Genomic DNA, 15,498 nt, shown 5'->3' on the forward strand with positions numbered 1-15,498 from the left:
GGGACTGCTGTCCAGGCTCGAAGAGGCGACTGAGTATGAGCGCGTACGGATCCTTCCCCGGCTCGCGGCCCCGCCGGCTGCGCACCACCCCCGCCATGCGGCGCATGGTGGCGGAGTACCGGCTGCACCCCTCGGACCTGATCCTGCCCGCGTTCGTCCGGGAGGGGATCTCCGAGCCGCTGCCGATCTCGGCGATGCCGGGCGTGGTCCAGCACTCGCGGGACACGCTGCGCAAGGCGGCCGTCGAGGCGGTCGAGGCGGGCGTCTCGGGGATCATGCTGTTCGGTGTCCCGGCGGACGAGAACAAGGACGCGCTCGGCACGGCGGGCACCGAGCCGGACGGCGTCCTCCAGGTCGCCATCCGCGACGTGAAGGCGGAGGTCGGCGACGACCTGGTCATCATGTCGGACCTGTGCCTGGACGAGTACACGGACCACGGCCACTGCGGGGTCCTCGACGAGCACGGCCGCGTCGACAACGACGCCACGCTGGAGCGGTACGCCGAGATGGCGCAGGTCCAGGCCGACGCGGGCGTCCACGTGGTGGGCCCGAGCGGGATGATGGACGGCCAGGTCGGGGTGATCCGCGACGCGCTCGACGAGACGGGCCACGAGGACGTGTCGATCCTCGCGTACACCGCCAAGTACTCCTCGGCCTTCTACGGCCCCTTCCGCGAGGCCGTCGCCTCCTCCCTCCAGGGCGACCGCAAGACCTACCAGCAGGACCCGGCGAACGCGCGGGAGTCGCTGCGCGAGCTGGCGCTGGACCTGGAGGAGGGCGCCGACATGGTGATGGTGAAGCCGGCGGGCCCGTACCTGGACATCCTCCACCGGGTCGCGGAGGCCGTGGACGTGCCGGTGGCGGCGTACCAGATCAGCGGCGAGTACGCGATGGTCGAGGCGGCGGCGGAGAAGGGCTGGATCGAGCGGGACCGGGCGATCCTGGAGACCCTGCTCGGCATCAAGCGGGCGGGCGCCGACACGATCCTCACCTACTGGGCGACCGAGGTCGCGGGCTGGCTGCGCGAGGCCCGCTGACTGGCCCCGGCGGGGCGGGGGGAGCAGGCTGTAGGGAGTGGCGACACGGCACTGTGGAGGTGATCCGCCATGCCCACACTCGCAGGCTGGCACGTCGAGATGGAGTTCACCGAAGACGGCCACCGGACCAACGCGGCGGCGCTGCTCAGGCTCGCCGACGGTTCCGAGGTCAGGGCGCGCGGCTACGCGATGCGGCACCCGTCCGACCCGGAGCAGCTCAGGGTCGGCGAGGAGATCGCCGGGGCGCGGGCCCTGATGGACCTCGCGGGCCAGCTCCTGCAGAAGGCCCACGGGGAGATCGACGAGGCCGCCGGGAGGAACTCGTACCCGCTGATCGGCTGATCAACGGCTGACCGGCCCCGGTCCGGCCCCCGGCCCCGGCCCGTCCCGGGGCCGGGGCTTCACGGGGCCGTGACCAGGGCCTCCAGGCGGGCCGCGGCGCGTTCCAGTTCGCGGCGGGCGCCCAGCGGGACGATCGCCGCGCGGGCGGGTACCCGTACGCCCCCCGTCAGGGCCACCCGGGTCCCGCCGTCCGGCTCGGGCGAGGCCGCCATGCCGATGATCAGGAACCGGCTCTGGAGCCAGCACCAGCCGGGCCGGACGTGACCGCGCAGCCGCGCGCGGAAGCCGTGGCGGCTGCGGGCCAGCGCCTCCACCCGGTCGCCCGACACCCGCAGCACCCGCACCCGGCGCATGTCCGGCTGGAACTCCCCGAAGCCGCCCTCCAGATCGCCCATCACGGCCCAGACGGCCTCCACGGGGGCGGCCAGGACCCGCTCGACCACGCGGGCGCCCGGGACGCCGGCGGCCATGATGCGCAGCCGGGCGACCGGGTCCACGGCGTCCACCGCATCCACTGCGTACGTCATGCCGACCACGCCTTCCGGAAACTCGAACGGGCCCGGCTGAGCCGGGATTTGGCGGTGCCGGGCGCGATGGCGAGCAGGGCCGCGGCGGACTCCTCGTCCAGGCCCTCCACGTCCCGCAGCACCAGGACGGCCCGGTGATCGGGCGTCAGCCGCGCCAGGACGTCGGCGATGTCGGCCGCCAACTGCGGGTCCCCGCGCTGCGGTACGTCGGCCAGCGCGTCGGCGGGCCGCGTCCGGGCCGTCCGGCGGGCGGTGCGGACGGCCTCGCGCACGGCGATCGCCCGCACCCACCCGTACAGCGCCTGGGGGTCCTTGAGCGAGCGCAGGGAGGTGAAGACGGCGACGAGGGCCTCCTGCGTGGCGTCGGGCCCGTCGGCCAGCGCGATCGGCTCGCAGATCCGGGCCACGTAGGGGGTGAGGTGGTCGAGCAGCTCGTGCAGGGCGAGGGTGTTCCCGGCGCGGGCCGCCCGCGCCAGGGTCACGCCCCGCTCCCGGCGTTCGGTGCTCACGGGGTGATCCTGCCGGGCCGGCCGGCCGCGAGGACGCGCAGGGCCGCCCCGCCACCGGCCAGGCACAGCGGCGTGTAGAGCAGCAGGTTCAGCCGGTGGAAGGCCGGGCCCGCCGCCGCGATTCCGGCGTCCAGGCCGAGGGCCCAGCCGGCCCCGGCCAGGGCCCGTACGCCCAGCCCCGCGGCGACGGCCCCGGTGACCAGCGCGGCCGCCCGGCCGCCCCGGCCGTCCGCGCGGGCCGCGACGGCCACCGACGCCACCGCCAGGGCGGCCGCGAGGGGCAGGACGACGGGCGGGGTGAAGGGCACTTCCGTGCCGAGCACGCCCAGGGACAGGGCCCGGGCGTCGGGGGCGGGCCAGGTGGCGCCCGTGGCCCAGTACAGGTGCGCGAGGGCGTCCGCGGCGAGGACGGCGGCGAGGGCCCGCCCGGCGCGGCGGGCGGTGAGGACGGCCATGGGGTGCTCCCCGGGGTGTGGTGGCGAAGGAACCGGCACCCCGAGGAGGGGCCGCGGGCCGGGAACGTTCCCTGTGGGACGCGTCACACCGGCCGGGCGGCGGTGGGCGGGCTACTCCGGGGTGGCGGCGGTGATCACCGAGAAGGCGCCGCCCTGCGGGTCGGCGAGGACGGCCATCCGGCCGGCCGCCATGTCGAAGGCCGGGGCGAGGACGCTGCCGCCGGCGCGGACGGCCGCTGCCTGGACCTCGTCGACGTCGTCCGCGTGGAAGTACGGCTGCCAGTGCGGGGGGACGCCGGGAGGCAGCTGGGACAGGTCCATCATCCCGCCGACCGCACGGTCGTCGACCTTGAACTCGACGTACCCCTCGGCGCCGGGCATCTCGGAGCGGGCCGTGGTGACGGGCAGTACGGAGGAGTAGAACGCGGCGGCGGCCGGGAGGTCGGCGGTGGTCAGCTCGTTCCAGATCAGCGCGCCGTGCTCGTTGACGATGCCCGCGCCGTCGAAGGTGCCGGCCTGCCAGAGACCGACGACGGCGCCCGTCGGATCGGCGAGGACGGCCATCCGGCCGAGGTCCATGACGTCCATCGGGCCCATCATCACCGTGCCGCCGGCGTCGGTGACGGACTTGAGGGTGCCGTCGATGTTGTCGGTGGACAGGTAGGTGGTCCACACCGTCGGCGGCAGCGGGTCGGGGACGCTGCCGTCCGGGTTCATCGCCTTCATGATCCCGGCGACCGGCTTGCCCTTGAGGGTGCAGACGGCGTACCCGCCCTGCTCGGCGGGCCCGACCTCGCCCTGCCAGCCGAAGAGGTCGCGGTAGAAGTCGAGCGCGGCCTGCTGGTCGGGGACCATCAGGTCGATCCAGCACGGGGTGCCGGGCTTGTAGGGGCCGTTCATGTCGGGCACGGATGCCTCCGTCGGTGACGCTGGGGGAAGGACGGGCCGTCCCCTACCCGGCCCCCACCCCCGGAATCCGCCCGTACGGGTGAACTCCGGGGGTGGACAAGGCGGCGGCCCCCGGCGCGCGGGTGCGCCGGGGGCCGTCGTGACGCCGTCGTGACGCCGTCAGAGCTTCTCGGGGGTGCGGATGCCGAGGAGGGACATGCCCTTGGAGAGGGTGCGGGCGGTGAGCTCGCACAGGAACAGGCGGTTCTCGACCTGGGCGGGGGTCTCGGCCTTGAGGACCGGGCACTCCGAGTAGAAGGTCGTGTACAGCGACGCCACCTGGTAGAGGTACGCCGCCAGCTTGTGCGGCGCGTACTCCGCCGCCGCCTCCGTCACGAGCTCGCCGAAGTGGTCCAGGTGCAGACCCAGCGCGCGTTCGGCGGGCGCGAGGGCCAGTTCCGGGTGGGCGACGGGCTTCGCGGAACCGGCCTTGCGCAGGATCGACTGGATCCGGGCGTACGCGTACTGGAGGTACACGGAGGTGTCGCCGGTCAGCGAGACCATCTGGTCCAGGTCGAACTTGTAGTCGCGCGCGGCCGAGGTCGACAGGTCGGCGTACTTCACCGCGCCGATGCCGACCTGCACCGCGCGCTCGCCGATCTCGGCCTCGGACAGGTCCTGTGCCTTCTCTCGCACGACGGCCGCCGCACGCTCGATCGCCTCGTCCAGCAGGTCCACCAGCCGGACCGTCTCGCCCTCACGGGTCTTGAACGGCTTGCCGTCCTTGCCGAGGACCGTGCCGAAGGCCAGCTGGACGGCCTTGACGTCCTCGTTCAGCCAGCCGGCCCGGCGGGCCGTCTCGAAGACCATCTTGAAGTGCAGCGCCTGCCGCGCGTCCACCACGTAGATGAGGGTGTCGGCCTGCAGATTGCCGACGCGGTCGCGGATCGCGGACAGGTCGGTGGCCGCGTAGCCGAAGCCGCCGTCCGACTTCTGCACGATCAGCGGGGTCGGGTTGCCGTCCGGGCCCTTGTACTCGTCGAAGAACACGCACAGCGCGCCGTTGGAGCGGACGGCGACGCCCGAGTCCTCCAGCAGCTTGCAGGTCTCCGTCAGCATGTCGTTGTAGCCGGACTCGCCGACCACGTCCGGGTCCTGGATGTCCATGTCCAGCTTGTTGAAGACGGAGTAGAAGTAGATCTTCGACTCGTCCACGAACCGCTGCCACAGCGCGAGGGTCTCCGGCTCGCCCGCCTGGAGGTCCACCACCCGGGCCCGGGCCCGCGTCTTGAACTCCTCGTCGGAGTCGAAGAGCGCGCGCGAGGCCTTGTAGAGCCGGTTCAGGTTCGACATGGCCTCCTCGCCGGAGACCTCCCCGTCGGCGGAGGCGCCCTTGTGGTCCAGCTCGTGCGGGTGCTCCAGCAGGTACTGGATCAGCATGCCGAACTGGGTGCCCCAGTCGCCGATGTGGTGGCGGCGGACCACCTTCTCGCCCGTGAACTCCAGGATCTCCACCATCGCCGCGCCGATGACGGCGGACCGCAGGTGGCCGACGTGCATCTCCTTGGCGACGTTCGGCTGCGCGTAGTCGATCACCGTGGTGCCGGCCGACGGCGACAGCGCGACGCCGAGGCGGTCGTCCCCGGCGCGGGCGGCCAGGGTCTCGATGATCGCCCGGTCGGTGACCGTGATGTTGAGGAAGCCGGGGCCGGAGACCTCGATCTCCTGGATCAGGTCACCGGTCGGGATGCCCTCGACCACGGTCGTCGCCAGCTCGCGCGGGTTCGCCTTCGCCTTCTTCGCGAGCGCCAGGATGCCGTTGGCCTGGAAGTCGGCCCGGTCGCTTCGTCGCAGCAGCGGGTCGGTCGCACCGGCCTCCGGCAGGGCGGAGGCGAGGGCGTCCGAGACGCGCTGTTCGACGGAGGAAGCGAGGGAAGGGACCGAGGCCATGAGCTGCCGTTCCTGTGAGTCGGTTGATGCCCGTCGAGTATCCCACGGTGGGCCTGTCCGCATTCCGGGATTTCCGGCGTCGGCGGCCCGCCGCCGCCCGGACCGCGGGCCCGCGCCGGATTCCCGGTTCGGCCGCCGCGGCCGGTGTCCGGCGGATAGGCTCCGCCGCGATGTGACGGCCGGTCGAAGGGTGGGGGACATGGCGGAGATGTCGGTGGGCGGCAGTTACGTGGACCTCTCGGGCGAACAGCTGCGGACCTACTACGCGACGCCCTCCGGGGAACTCCTGGACACCGTCATCCACGGCGTGGACCCCACGCTGCACGTCCCGCTGGCCGTGTCGGTGGGCTCCGGCGGGCCGGAGCACATCGACGCGGGCCGGCTCTGCGGCCTGCGGCAGCGCGGCCGGATGGTCCTCGCCGTCCGGATCGGCGGCAGGCCCGTCCTGCTCGCCGTGGTGGAGATCGCCCGGGAGGTGCGCGCCGCCGCCGGGGCCGCCCGCCCGGCCGTGCCCGTCGTCACGACCACCGTCACCACCACCACCGCCCCGTCCGCGTCCTCCTCGTCGGCGGAGGCTGAGGACGCCGACATGGAGGAGCCGGCGACCGGCCGCTGGGAGGAGTCCGACGAGGACGAGCCCGCCCGCGTGCCGGCCCAGACCGCGCGCCCGGCGGCCGGCTCCGCGCCGCAGCGCCCCGCCGACCCGGAGGAGCCGACGGCGGACGAGGTGGCCGCGCGCATGGCCCGCGGGCTGCGGTTCTCGACGCCGCGCGGGCGGTCCTGCTACTTCAGCGACCAGGGCGACAGCGCGGTGCGGCACTTCTTCGAGTACCAGCGCTCCCGCAAGGAACAGACGGCGGTCTTCTTCTCGAACGTCCGCCGCTACACCCCGCTGGAATACCTCCAGACGCTCCAGGCCGCCTGCGACGCGGCGATCGACATGTACGCGGCGCGCACGGCGGTCTTCGGGCAGAACTGCCGGGTGCCGGACGCCGCCGGCCGCCAGTGGACCATCGGCATGACCCGTGAGGGCGGCGAGTACCGGCTGACCCACGCGCACTTCGAGAACTACCAGAACAGCTGACGGGTGCCGGCGCCCGGGCAACCCCGGAGGGCCTCCTTCCGTCTGGGAGAATGGCCCAAGCCAGCATTCGAGATAGAAGGACGTGTCGTGGCTCAGAGCGCCCAGAGCAGCACAGAGACCGACTGGGTCTCCCGTTTCGCGGACGAGGTCATCGCCGAGGCGGAGCGCCGAGCCCCGGGCAAAGCCGTCGTCGTCGCGTCCGGACTCTCCCCGTCCGGCCCCATCCACCTCGGCAACCTGCGCGAGGTCATGACCCCGCACCTGGTCGCGGACGAGATCCGCCGCCGGGGCATCGAGGTCCGCCACCTCATCTCCTGGGACGACTACGACCGCTACCGCAAGGTCCCGGCCGGCGTCCCCGGGATCGACGGGTCCTGGGCGGAGCACATCGGCAAGCCGCTGACCTCGGTGCCCGCCCCGGCCGGGTCCGCGTACCCGAACTGGGCCGAGCACTTCAAGGCCGCCATGGTCGAGGCGCTGGCCGAGATGGGCGTCGACTACGACCCCATCAGCCAGACCGAGCAGTACACCTCCGGCGTCTACCGCGAGCAGGTCCTGCACGCGATGAAGCACCGCGGTGACATCGACGCCGTCCTGGACCAGTACCGCACCAAGCAGAAGCCGGGCGGCAAGAAGCCCCAGCAGAAGCAGGTCGACGAGGCCGAGCTGGAGGCCGCCGAGGGCTCCGGGGCGGCCGCCGAGGACGACGGCAGCAGCGCCGAGGGCGGGTACTTCCCGTACAAGCCGTACTGCGGCCGGTGCGGCAAGGACTTCACCAAGGTCACCGCGTACGACGACGAGACCACCGAGCTGACCTACGTCTGCGCCGAGGACGAGTTCACCGAGACGGTCAAGCTCTCCGAGTTCAACCGCGGCAAGCTGGTCTGGAAGGTCGACTGGCCGATGCGCTGGGCCTTCGAGGGCGTGGTCTTCGAGCCTTCCGGCGTCGACCACTCCTCGCCCGGCTCGTCCTTCCAGGTCGGCGGCCAGATCGTGCACATCTTCGGCGGCGAGCAGCCGATCGGCCCGATGTACGCGTTCGTCGGCATCAGCGGCATGGCCAAGATGTCCTCCAGCAAGGGCGGGGTGCCCACCCCCTCCGACGCGCTGAAGATCATGGAGCCTCAGCTGCTGCGCTGGCTCTACGCCCGCCGCCGCCCCAACCAGTCCTTCAAGATCGCCTTCGACCAGGAGATCCAGCGGCTGTACGACGAGTGGGACAAGCTGGAGGGCAAGGTCGCCGACGGCTCCGTGCTGCCGGCCGACGCCGCCGCGCACGCCCGCGCCGTCCGCGTCGCCTCGCACGAACTCCCGCGCACCCCGCGTCCGCTGCCCTACCGCACGCTCGCGTCGGTCGTCGACATCACCGCCGGGCACGACGAGCAGACCCTGCGCATCCTGGCCGACCTGGACCCGACGCAGCCGCTGACCTCCCTCGACGAGGTCCGCCCGCGCCTGGACCGCGCCGAGAACTGGATCACCAGTCAGGTACCGGCCGACCAGCGCACCCTCGTGCGCGAGGACGCCGACACCGAGCTGCTGTCCTCCCTCGACGAGTCCGGCCGCGAGTCCCTGCGGCTGCTCCTGGAGGGTCTCGACTCGCACTGGTCCCTCGACGGGCTGACCACCCTCGTCTACGGCGTGCCGAAGGTGATGGCGGGCCTGGAGCCGGACGCCAAGCCGACGCCGGAGCTGAAGGTCGCCCAGCGCGAGTTCTTCGCCCTGCTCTACCGCCTGCTCGTGACCCGGGAGACCGGCCCGCGCCTGCCCACCCTGCTCCTCGCCGTGGGCGCGGACCGGGTGCGCGCGCTGCTCGCCGTCTGAGCCGCCCGCGGGTACGCCCGAGCCTGTGCGGAAGGGCCCGCACCCCTCGGGGGTGCGGGCCCTTCCGCCGTGCGGGGCGGGCGGCCGGTTACGAGATGTGCTCGTTCTCCAGGTCGCGCTGGTAGCGCTGCTTCAGCTCGGGCATCAGCCGGCTGATCGTCCGGAAGGCGAGCGGGTGCGTGATCCCGTGCCGGTCCGAGAGGTATATGTCGACCTGCTCGGGGCTCGGCACCTTGCCGTTCTCCTCGATGTAGGTCCGGAAGACCTCGTACGCCGCTTCCGTGAACTTCGCCTCGTCGATGTCGGACACGACGCCGGCGGCCTCGGGCTGGGCCTCGGGCCGTGGCTGGGGTTCGGACCGGGCGTCCGCCCCGTCGCGGGGGGCCGGGAGCTGCTCCTGCACCGGCTGCGGGCCGGGCTGCGGCTGCTGCTGCGGGTCCTGCTCGGGGCCGGCCGGGGCCATGACCGGGGTCGGCTCCAGACCCTCCACGTACTGCGGGTTGTAGCCGCCCTCGTACGCCGCCTGCGGGGCCAGCGGCGCCGCGAACCAGGCGCTGTCGTGCGCCGCGGGCATCGCCGTCGGATCCACCGCGAAGGGCGGCGGGGCGTGCGTCACCGGAACCGGGACCGTCACCGGACCCGGGGCGGGGAGCGTGGCCGCCGCGTCCCCGGCCGCGCGGGCGGGCTGCGCCGCGGGGTCCCCGGGGACGGCGGCCGCCGCCTCCAGGGCGGGGGCCGTCGCGGCCGCCGGGGGCAGCAGCACCGGGTCGATGCCCGCCGCCGCCAGCCCCTCGGGGGCCGTCTGGGACAGCGGGACGCCGATCCGCGCCAGCCGCAGCGGCATCAGCGCCTCCACCGGGGCCTTGCGCCGCCACGCCCGCCCGAAGCGCGCCTGGAGCCGCGCCTGGTAGATCAGCCGGTCCTGCTCCATGCCGACCGCCTGCTCGTACGAGCGCAGCTCCCACAGCTTCATCCGGCGCCACAGCTTGAAGGTGGGTACGGGCGAGAGCAGCCAGCGCGTGATGCGCACGCCCTCCATGTGCCGGTCCGCGGTGATGTCCGCGATCCGGCCGACCGCGTGCCGGGCCGCCTCGACCGTGACCACGAACAGGACCGGGATCACGGCGTGCATGCCCACGCCCAGCGGGTCCGGCCACGCGGCCGCGCCGTTGAACGCGATCGTGGCCGCGGTCAGCAGCCAGGCCGTCTGGCGCAGCAGGGGGAAGGGGATCCGGATCCACGTGAGCAGCAGGTCCAGCGCCAGCAGCACGCAGATGCCCATGTCGATGCCGATGGGGAACACCAGAGAGAAGCTGCCGAAGCCCTTCTTCAGCGCCAGTGCCCGCACCGCGGCGTACGATCCCGCGAAGCCGATGCCCGCGATGACCACGGCACCGGCGACCACGACACCGATGAGTATCCGGTGCGTACGAGTCAGCTGCATCGCGGCCACTGGCGGTCCCCTCCCCTTGTCGAGCTACGGCAGGCACAGAGTACGGGTGACAGCGCGTCACCCGTTCCGTAGGGCCCCTTACCGACCGTTGCCTACTGCTGCGGGGAAGCGGAACCCGAGGGCGAGGCCGAACCGGAAGGCGAAGCGGAAGCGGAGGGGGCCTGCTCGGGGGCGGCGTCCCCCTTGTTGGCGGAGTCGACCGAGGTCACGGTCTCCCGGGCCGCCGCGACGGCGTCCTGGAGCAGCTTGGCCTGGTCGGGGGCGCCGGCGCCCTCGTACGCCGCGCCGTTGTAGTCGAGCGTGATGACCACGTTGTGGGTGCGGACCACCACGGTGGTGTTGAAGAAGTCCACGTCCTTCTTCACGCCGTAGACGACCGAGGAGCCCTGGTCGCCGATCCCGCCGGCCTGCTCCACCTTGACGTCGTGCGCGCCCTCGGCGGACTTCGCCGCCTCGATCTGCTTCGTGTACTGCTCCTGCGCGCGCTTGTCGCCGCTGCCGAGCGTGGCGTGCGAGTCGTAGCGCACCAGGGAGACGGACAGCCAGCGGTACTGCGAGCCCTTGGTGCCGTCCGTCTGCAGGCCGTTCCAGGAGCAGCTGGCGCGGTTGGCGAGGTCGTTGGACTTCGCGGCGGTGCCGTTCTTCTCCTTCGCCTCGGGGACGAAGGATTCTATGGACTTCGCCGCGATCGCCTTGCAGGGGTCGGGCAGCTTCGCGAACGCCACCTTCTCCAGCTCGGCCGGGGCCTTCTGGTTCGTCTTGGCCGAGGCGGACGCCGAGGGCTTCTTGCCGGAGGCCGAGCCCGAGGACTTCTCCGAGTCGGACGAGCAGCCGGCGGCGGCGAGGACCACCGGGACGACGGCTGCGCAGGCGAGGACACGGGTGAGACGCGAGGCTGATCGGTGCATGGTTCCTTCAGACGTAGGGATCTTCTTGCGGGCGCGGGACCCGGGCAACGGTAGCCCGACAGGGCGCCCCGCTGCTGTGCGCGCCGTCACGGAGGGCCCGCGGGCCCCCTCGCGACGGGGGCGCTCACTCGTTGAAGCGCTCGGCCAGGGCCTCCGCCAACTGGTTCGCCTCTTCCTGCGTTTGCGCACTTGAGGGGACTGTTCCGGGCGCGGAGGGCTGGACGCTGTACTCGACGGTGACGAGGACGTTCGAGGTGCGGAAGACGATCCGCACCGTGCGCGACTGGGCGGCGGTCGCCCCGGCCGCGCTCAGCTTGTCGTCGAGGTACGCCTCGTTGCCGAGCCCCTCCAGCACGCGCGAGCCGAGCTCGGGCGGGGTGCTGGGGGAGGGGGAGGCGGATGCGGACGGCGCCGCGGGGTTCTCGGTGGCAGGGCTGGCGGCCGGGTTCGCGGCCGGGCTCGCCGGGTTCGCGGCGTTCGACGGGGTGGCCGACGGGGTGGCCGACGGGGCGGACGGCGCCGCCGGGGCGCCGCCGGGGGAGCCGGCCGGGGAGCCGCTCGGGGTGCTCGCCGGCCCGGGGAAGGGCAGGTGGGCGTCCGTCAGGCGGCGCACGAACACCTTGTGCGCCTTGTCGTCGTCGCTCGCGGCGCCCCGGTCGTAGGAGACCACGCGCTCGAAGACGACCGACAGCAGCAGGGTCCCCTCGGGCGCCTGCGCGCTCCAGTGGCAGCCGACGTGCCGGTCACCGTCGAAGGAGGGGTCCGCGGTCCCGGCGTAGAGCTGCTCGCGCTGTTCGGTGGTGAGGGAGTCGGCCGCCGGGAGCATGGCCTTGAGCCGCTTGGGGTCGGCGGCCTTGCAGGCCTGGGGCAGGCTGCGGTACTTGCCCGGCTGGGCGGGGGCGGGGCTGCTCCCGCCGCCCTTCTGGTCGCTGGTCATCCCGATGCCGCCGCCGTCGGTGCACCCGGCGAGGCCGGTCACCGCGGCCGCGAGGGCGGTGACCATCGCGATGCCGGGCAGGACCCGTCGGCGTACCGCCTTGCGCTCCACGTCCACTGGCTCCCTTGGTTCCCTTGGGAAAATCCGTTGCCGCGACTTGGGCAGGGATGGACACAATGTCTATCGCACACGCTGGTGCCGGCGCCGGTTCCCTGACTGCTTTGGGGCGATGAGCGAGGCTTTTTGCGTATTCCGAGTTTTCTCTGACTTTCTTTGGTTTCCGGGGGATTGACACCATATGTCGTATATCGAGGTACCCGGGGCCAAGGTCCCGATCCGGATGTGGACCGATCCGGCGTCGGTCGAGGACAGCGCGATGCGGCAGTTGCAGAACACGGCGGGCCTGCCGTGGATCAAGGGTCTTGCCGTCATGCCGGACGTCCACTACGGCAAGGGCGCCACGGTCGGCTCGGTGATCGCGATGAAGGACGCCGTCTGCCCGGCGGCGGTCGGGGTCGACATCGGCTGCGGCATGTCGGCGGTGAAGACCTCCCTGACGGCGAACGACCTCCCGGGCGACCTCTCGAAGCTCCGCTCCCGCATCGAGCAGGCCATCCCGGTGGGGGCCGGCCTGCACAAGGAGGCGGTGGATCCGGCACGGCTGTACGGGTTCTCGGTGCAGGGGTACGAGGACCTCTGGAAGCGCTTCGACCACCTCACGGACGCGGTCAAGTTCCGGCAGGAGCGGGCCACCAAGCAGATCGGAACGCTCGGTTCGGGCAACCACTTCATCGAGTTCTGTCTCGACGAGGCGGGCGCGGTCTGGCTGATGCTGCACTCCGGCTCCCGCAACATCGGCAACGAGCTCGCCGCGCACCACATCGGCGTGGCCCGGGGGCTGGCGCACAACCAGGACCTGGTCGACCGTGACCTGGCGGTGTTCCTCGCCGCGACGCCGGAGATGGACGCCTACCGCAACGACCTCTTCTGGGCGCAGGAGTACGCGAAGTTCAACCGCGCGGCGATGATGAGCCTCTTCAAGGAGGTCGTCCGCAAGGAGTTCCGCAAGGCCAAGGTCTCCTTCGAGCGGGAGATCAGCTGTCACCACAACTACGTGGCGCAGGAGCGGTACGACGGGATGGACCTGCTGGTCACCAGGAAGGGCGCGATCCGCGCCGGCAGCGGTGACTACGGGATCATCCCCGGATCGATGGGGACCGGGTCGTACATCGTCAAGGGCCTCGGCAACGAGAAGTCCTTCAACTCCGCCTCGCACGGCGCGGGCCGCAAGATGAGCCGCACGGCGGCGAAGAAGCGCTTCTCGGCGCGCGATCTGGCGGAGCAGACGCAGGGCGTGGAGTGCCGCAAGGACGCCGGTGTCGTGGACGAGATCCCGGCCGCCTACAAGTCGATCGAGCAGGTCATCGACCAGCAGACCGACCTCGTCAAGGTCGTGGCGAAGCTGAAGCAGGTCATCTGCGTCAAGGGCTGAGCCGGGGGAGGGGCCCGGACCGCGCGCGTCGGGCGCGGTCCGGGCCCCCGTGCTTGGTGGCCAACAGGGCTTTCCCGTACGGGGGTTGACGTGCGGAGTTGGTCTAGACCAGGGTGGCGCCATGAGGAGATCTCGCGTGGCCCTCGCCGCGCTCGCGTCGCTGTCGCTCGCCTTCGGGGTCGCCGGTCCGGCCCGGGCCGGGGTGGGGCTGCCGCCCGTCGTGTCGCACGTGCCGACCCAGGACAAGGTCGTCTTCATCACCATCGACGACGGCTGGAACCACGACCCCGAGGCCGCCCGGATCCTGCTCGACAAGCGGGTGCCGGCGTCGCTGTTCCTGCTGCCCGGCGCGACCTCGTACGACGCCCCGTACTTCACCGAGCTGACCGGAGCGGGCCGGGCGACGGTGGAGAACCACACCGTCAGCCACCCGGACCTGACCACCCTGGACGCCGCCGGGAAGGACGCCGAGGTGTGCGGGGCCGGGGAGCAGCTCGCCGCGGTCTTCGGCAAGGAGCCGAGGCTGCTGCGGCCGCCGTACGGGGCCGTCGACGACGCCGTGCGGGCGGCGGCCAAGGCGTGCGGGGTGAAGGCGCTGGTGACCTGGACGTACGACTTCACCACCTGGACCGAGCCGCCGCCGACGCCGCAGCTGAAGCCCGGCGACATCGTGCTGCTGCACTTCACCCCGACGCTGGCGGCGGACCTCCGGCGCGCCCTGGACGCGGCGAAGGCCGCCGGGCTGAAGCCGGCGGCCCTCATGCCGCAGCTGAAGGCGGCGGGGCTGGTCCCGTAGGAGCCCGTGGGCGCGGGCCCGGCCGGGCTACGCCTCGCGGTGGACCTTGGTGTTCGAGGCCTGGGCGCGGGGGCGGACGACGAGCAGGTCGATGTTGACGTGGCTGGGCCGGGTGACCGCCCAGGTGATGGTGTCGGCCACGTCGTCGGCGGAGAGGGGATCCGCGACGCCCTCGTAGACCTTCTCGGCCTTGGCGGCGTCGCCGCGGAAGCGGGTCTTCGCGAACTCCTCGGTCTTGACCATGCCGGGCGCGATCTCGATGACGCGGACGGGCTGGCCGACGATCTCCAGGCGCAGGGTCTCGGCGAGGACGCGCGCGCCGTTCTTGGCGGCGACGTAGCCGGCACCCCCCTCGTAGGTGGAGTGCCCGGCGGTGGAGGACAGGACGACCACCGTGCCGTCGCCGCTCGCGGTGAGGGCGGGCAGGAGCGCCTGGGTGACGTGCAGGGTGCCGATGACGTTGACCTCGTACATCGTGCGCCAGTCGGCCGGGTCGCCGGTGGCGACGGGCTCGGCGCCGATGGCCCCGCCGGCGTTGTTGACCAGCACGTCACAGCGTTCGAGGGACGCGGCGAAGGCGTCCACGGCGGCGCGGTCGGTGACGTCGAGGGCGTGGGCGGTGGCCTCGTAACCGGCTTCGGTCAGGTCGCCGGCCAAGGCCTCGATGCGGTCCTTGCGGCGGGCGGTGAGGACGACGTGGTAGCCGGCCGCGGCGAGCTGCCGGGCGGTGGCCGCGCCGATTCCGCTGCTCGCGCCGGTGACTACGGCGGTGGGGGTGGCCGGGCGCGTGCTCATGGGCGGGGCTCCTCGTTCGGTCGTGGGGCTCGTTCGTTCGTACGGGCGAATGCTCGCCAGCATAGGTGCGGTCAGCGGCGCGGCGCGTACATGATCACGGCCATGCCGGCGAGGCAGACGAGGGCGCCGGTGACGTCCCAGCGGTCGGGCCGGTAGCCGTCGGCGACGGCGCCCCAGACGAGGGACCCGGCGACGAAGACACCGCCGTAGGCCGCCAGCACGCGGGCGAAATCGCCCTGGGGCTGGAGGGTGGCGACGAATCCGTAGAGGCCGAGGGCGATGACGCCCGCGCCGATCCAGGCCCAGCCCTTGTGTTCGCGCACGCCCTGCCAGACCAGCCAGGCACCGCCGATCTCCAGGACGGCGGCGAGCAGGAACAGGGCGGCGGAGCGTGCGATGAGCATGGCCGAAAGCGTACGCAGGCGAATGGAGGCGGGCTCGCCCTCTTTCGTGTGATGGTCCGACCGGGGGGCGGGAGGGGGGCCTAGCGTCCGCGCGAGG

General features: G+C 72.7%; 16 protein-coding genes. 6 read left to right on the top strand and 10 right to left on the bottom strand.

Translation table 11 applies throughout. The features are described from left to right. The first annotated feature begins 35 nt into the window (after window positions 1–35). A complete protein-coding gene (gene hemB / locus ACGFXC_RS22545; RefSeq protein ID WP_393715417.1) occupies window positions 36–1,037 on the top strand; it encodes a porphobilinogen synthase in 1,002 nt (333 codons plus the stop codon). 69 nt (window positions 1,038–1,106) lie between these two features. Then, window positions 1,107–1,379: a DUF1876 domain-containing protein gene (locus tag ACGFXC_RS22550; protein WP_393715419.1), complete on the top strand. Its 273-nt coding sequence runs from the start codon at window positions 1,107–1,109 to the stop codon at window positions 1,377–1,379. Window positions 1,380–1,438: 59 nt separating this feature from the next. Here ACGFXC_RS22550 and ACGFXC_RS22555 read toward each other — a convergent pair whose 3' ends face one another. From ACGFXC_RS22555 to argS, 5 genes are all read right to left on the bottom strand, one after another. Further along, window positions 1,439–1,906 (bottom strand): hypothetical protein, encoded by a 468-nt coding sequence (locus tag ACGFXC_RS22555; protein WP_393715421.1) that lies wholly within the window; start codon window positions 1,904–1,906, stop codon window positions 1,439–1,441. Next, window positions 1,903–2,415 carry an RNA polymerase sigma factor gene (locus ACGFXC_RS22560; protein ID WP_393715423.1) on the bottom strand — a complete coding sequence of 171 codons (513 nt, stop codon included), beginning with the start codon at window positions 2,413–2,415 and terminating at the stop codon, window positions 1,903–1,905. The genes ACGFXC_RS22555 and ACGFXC_RS22560 overlap by 4 nt, the downstream gene beginning before the upstream one ends. After that, window positions 2,412–2,870: a DUF3995 domain-containing protein gene (locus ACGFXC_RS22565; protein ID WP_393715425.1), complete on the bottom strand. Its 459-nt coding sequence runs from the start codon at window positions 2,868–2,870 to the stop codon at window positions 2,412–2,414. Before ACGFXC_RS22565 ends, ACGFXC_RS22560 begins: the two co-directional genes overlap by 4 nt. A gap of 111 nt (window positions 2,871–2,981) precedes the next feature. Beyond that, a complete protein-coding gene (locus ACGFXC_RS22570; RefSeq protein ID WP_393715870.1) occupies window positions 2,982–3,770 on the bottom strand; it encodes a VOC family protein in 789 nt (262 codons plus the stop codon). A gap of 168 nt (window positions 3,771–3,938) precedes the next feature. Further along, window positions 3,939–5,708: an arginine--tRNA ligase gene (gene argS, locus ACGFXC_RS22575; protein ID WP_393715427.1), complete on the bottom strand. Its 1,770-nt coding sequence runs from the start codon at window positions 5,706–5,708 to the stop codon at window positions 3,939–3,941. A gap of 199 nt (window positions 5,709–5,907) precedes the next feature. On the opposite strand from argS, the gene ACGFXC_RS22580 reads away from it, so the two are divergent. Together ACGFXC_RS22580 and lysS are read left to right on the top strand one after the other, a co-directional pair. Next, window positions 5,908–6,792 (top strand): hypothetical protein, encoded by an 885-nt coding sequence (locus ACGFXC_RS22580; protein WP_393715429.1) that lies wholly within the window; start codon window positions 5,908–5,910, stop codon window positions 6,790–6,792. An 87-nt stretch (window positions 6,793–6,879) separates the two neighbouring features. Further along, window positions 6,880–8,616, top strand: a complete 1,737-nt coding sequence (gene lysS / locus ACGFXC_RS22585) for a lysine--tRNA ligase (RefSeq protein WP_393715430.1) — start codon at window positions 6,880–6,882, stop codon at window positions 8,614–8,616. 88 nt (window positions 8,617–8,704) lie between these two features. Here lysS and ACGFXC_RS22590 read toward each other — a convergent pair whose 3' ends face one another. From ACGFXC_RS22590 to ACGFXC_RS22600, 3 genes are all read right to left on the bottom strand, one after another. Next, window positions 8,705–10,069 (bottom strand): DUF2637 domain-containing protein, encoded by a 1,365-nt coding sequence (locus ACGFXC_RS22590; protein WP_393715432.1) that lies wholly within the window; start codon window positions 10,067–10,069, stop codon window positions 8,705–8,707. 92 nt (window positions 10,070–10,161) lie between these two features. Next, window positions 10,162–10,977 (bottom strand): DUF3558 domain-containing protein, encoded by an 816-nt coding sequence (locus ACGFXC_RS22595; protein ID WP_393715434.1) that lies wholly within the window; start codon window positions 10,975–10,977, stop codon window positions 10,162–10,164. 124 nt (window positions 10,978–11,101) lie between these two features. Next, complete coding sequence (locus tag ACGFXC_RS22600; RefSeq protein ID WP_393715436.1) at window positions 11,102–12,025, bottom strand: DUF3558 domain-containing protein; 924 nt, start codon at window positions 12,023–12,025, stop codon at window positions 11,102–11,104. A gap of 187 nt (window positions 12,026–12,212) precedes the next feature. Here ACGFXC_RS22600 and ACGFXC_RS22605 point away from each other — a divergent pair, with 187 nt between their 5' ends. Further along, a complete protein-coding gene (locus tag ACGFXC_RS22605; protein WP_393715437.1) occupies window positions 12,213–13,406 on the top strand; it encodes an RtcB family protein in 1,194 nt (397 codons plus the stop codon). A 121-nt stretch (window positions 13,407–13,527) separates the two neighbouring features. Further along, window positions 13,528–14,202 (top strand): polysaccharide deacetylase family protein, encoded by a 675-nt coding sequence (locus ACGFXC_RS22610; RefSeq protein WP_393715439.1) that lies wholly within the window; start codon window positions 13,528–13,530, stop codon window positions 14,200–14,202. Between the two features lie 27 nt (window positions 14,203–14,229). Here ACGFXC_RS22610 and ACGFXC_RS22615 read toward each other — a convergent pair whose 3' ends face one another. Next, window positions 14,230–14,997, bottom strand: coding sequence for an SDR family NAD(P)-dependent oxidoreductase (locus tag ACGFXC_RS22615; protein WP_393715441.1), 768 nt, complete (start codon window positions 14,995–14,997; stop codon window positions 14,230–14,232). 71 nt (window positions 14,998–15,068) lie between these two features. Further along, the gene (locus ACGFXC_RS22620; protein ID WP_393715443.1) at window positions 15,069–15,401 is read right to left on the bottom strand and encodes a YnfA family protein; all 333 of its coding nucleotides are present in this window, start codon (window positions 15,399–15,401) and stop codon (window positions 15,069–15,071) included. Between the last annotated feature and the right edge of the window lie 97 nt (window positions 15,402–15,498).

The organism is Streptomyces sp. NPDC048507 (assembly GCF_043199995.1).
Classification (GTDB): Bacteria; Actinomycetota; Actinomycetes; order Streptomycetales; family Streptomycetaceae; genus Streptomyces.

Coding starts and splice junctions, on each gene's coding strand:
- ACGFXC_RS22595 (WP_393715434.1), bottom strand. CDS start 10,977: ATGCACCGATCAGCCTCGCGTCTCACCCGTGTCCTCGCCTGCGCAGCC.
- ACGFXC_RS22610 (WP_393715439.1), top strand. CDS start 13,528: ATGAGGAGATCTCGCGTGGCCCTCGCCGCGCTCGCGTCGCTGTCGCTC.
- ACGFXC_RS22580 (WP_393715429.1), top strand. CDS start 5,908: ATGGCGGAGATGTCGGTGGGCGGCAGTTACGTGGACCTCTCGGGCGAA.
- ACGFXC_RS22605 (WP_393715437.1), top strand. CDS start 12,213: ATGTCGTATATCGAGGTACCCGGGGCCAAGGTCCCGATCCGGATGTGG.
- ACGFXC_RS22555 (WP_393715421.1), bottom strand. CDS start 1,906: ATGACGTACGCAGTGGATGCGGTGGACGCCGTGGACCCGGTCGCCCGG.
- hemB (WP_393715417.1), top strand. CDS start 36: ATGAGCGCGTACGGATCCTTCCCCGGCTCGCGGCCCCGCCGGCTGCGC.
- ACGFXC_RS22620 (WP_393715443.1), bottom strand. CDS start 15,401: ATGCTCATCGCACGCTCCGCCGCCCTGTTCCTGCTCGCCGCCGTCCTG.
- ACGFXC_RS22550 (WP_393715419.1), top strand. CDS start 1,107: ATGCCCACACTCGCAGGCTGGCACGTCGAGATGGAGTTCACCGAAGAC.
- ACGFXC_RS22615 (WP_393715441.1), bottom strand. CDS start 14,997: ATGAGCACGCGCCCGGCCACCCCCACCGCCGTAGTCACCGGCGCGAGC.
- ACGFXC_RS22565 (WP_393715425.1), bottom strand. CDS start 2,870: ATGGCCGTCCTCACCGCCCGCCGCGCCGGGCGGGCCCTCGCCGCCGTC.
- argS (WP_393715427.1), bottom strand. CDS start 5,708: ATGGCCTCGGTCCCTTCCCTCGCTTCCTCCGTCGAACAGCGCGTCTCG.
- ACGFXC_RS22570 (WP_393715870.1), bottom strand. CDS start 3,770: ATGAACGGCCCCTACAAGCCCGGCACCCCGTGCTGGATCGACCTGATG.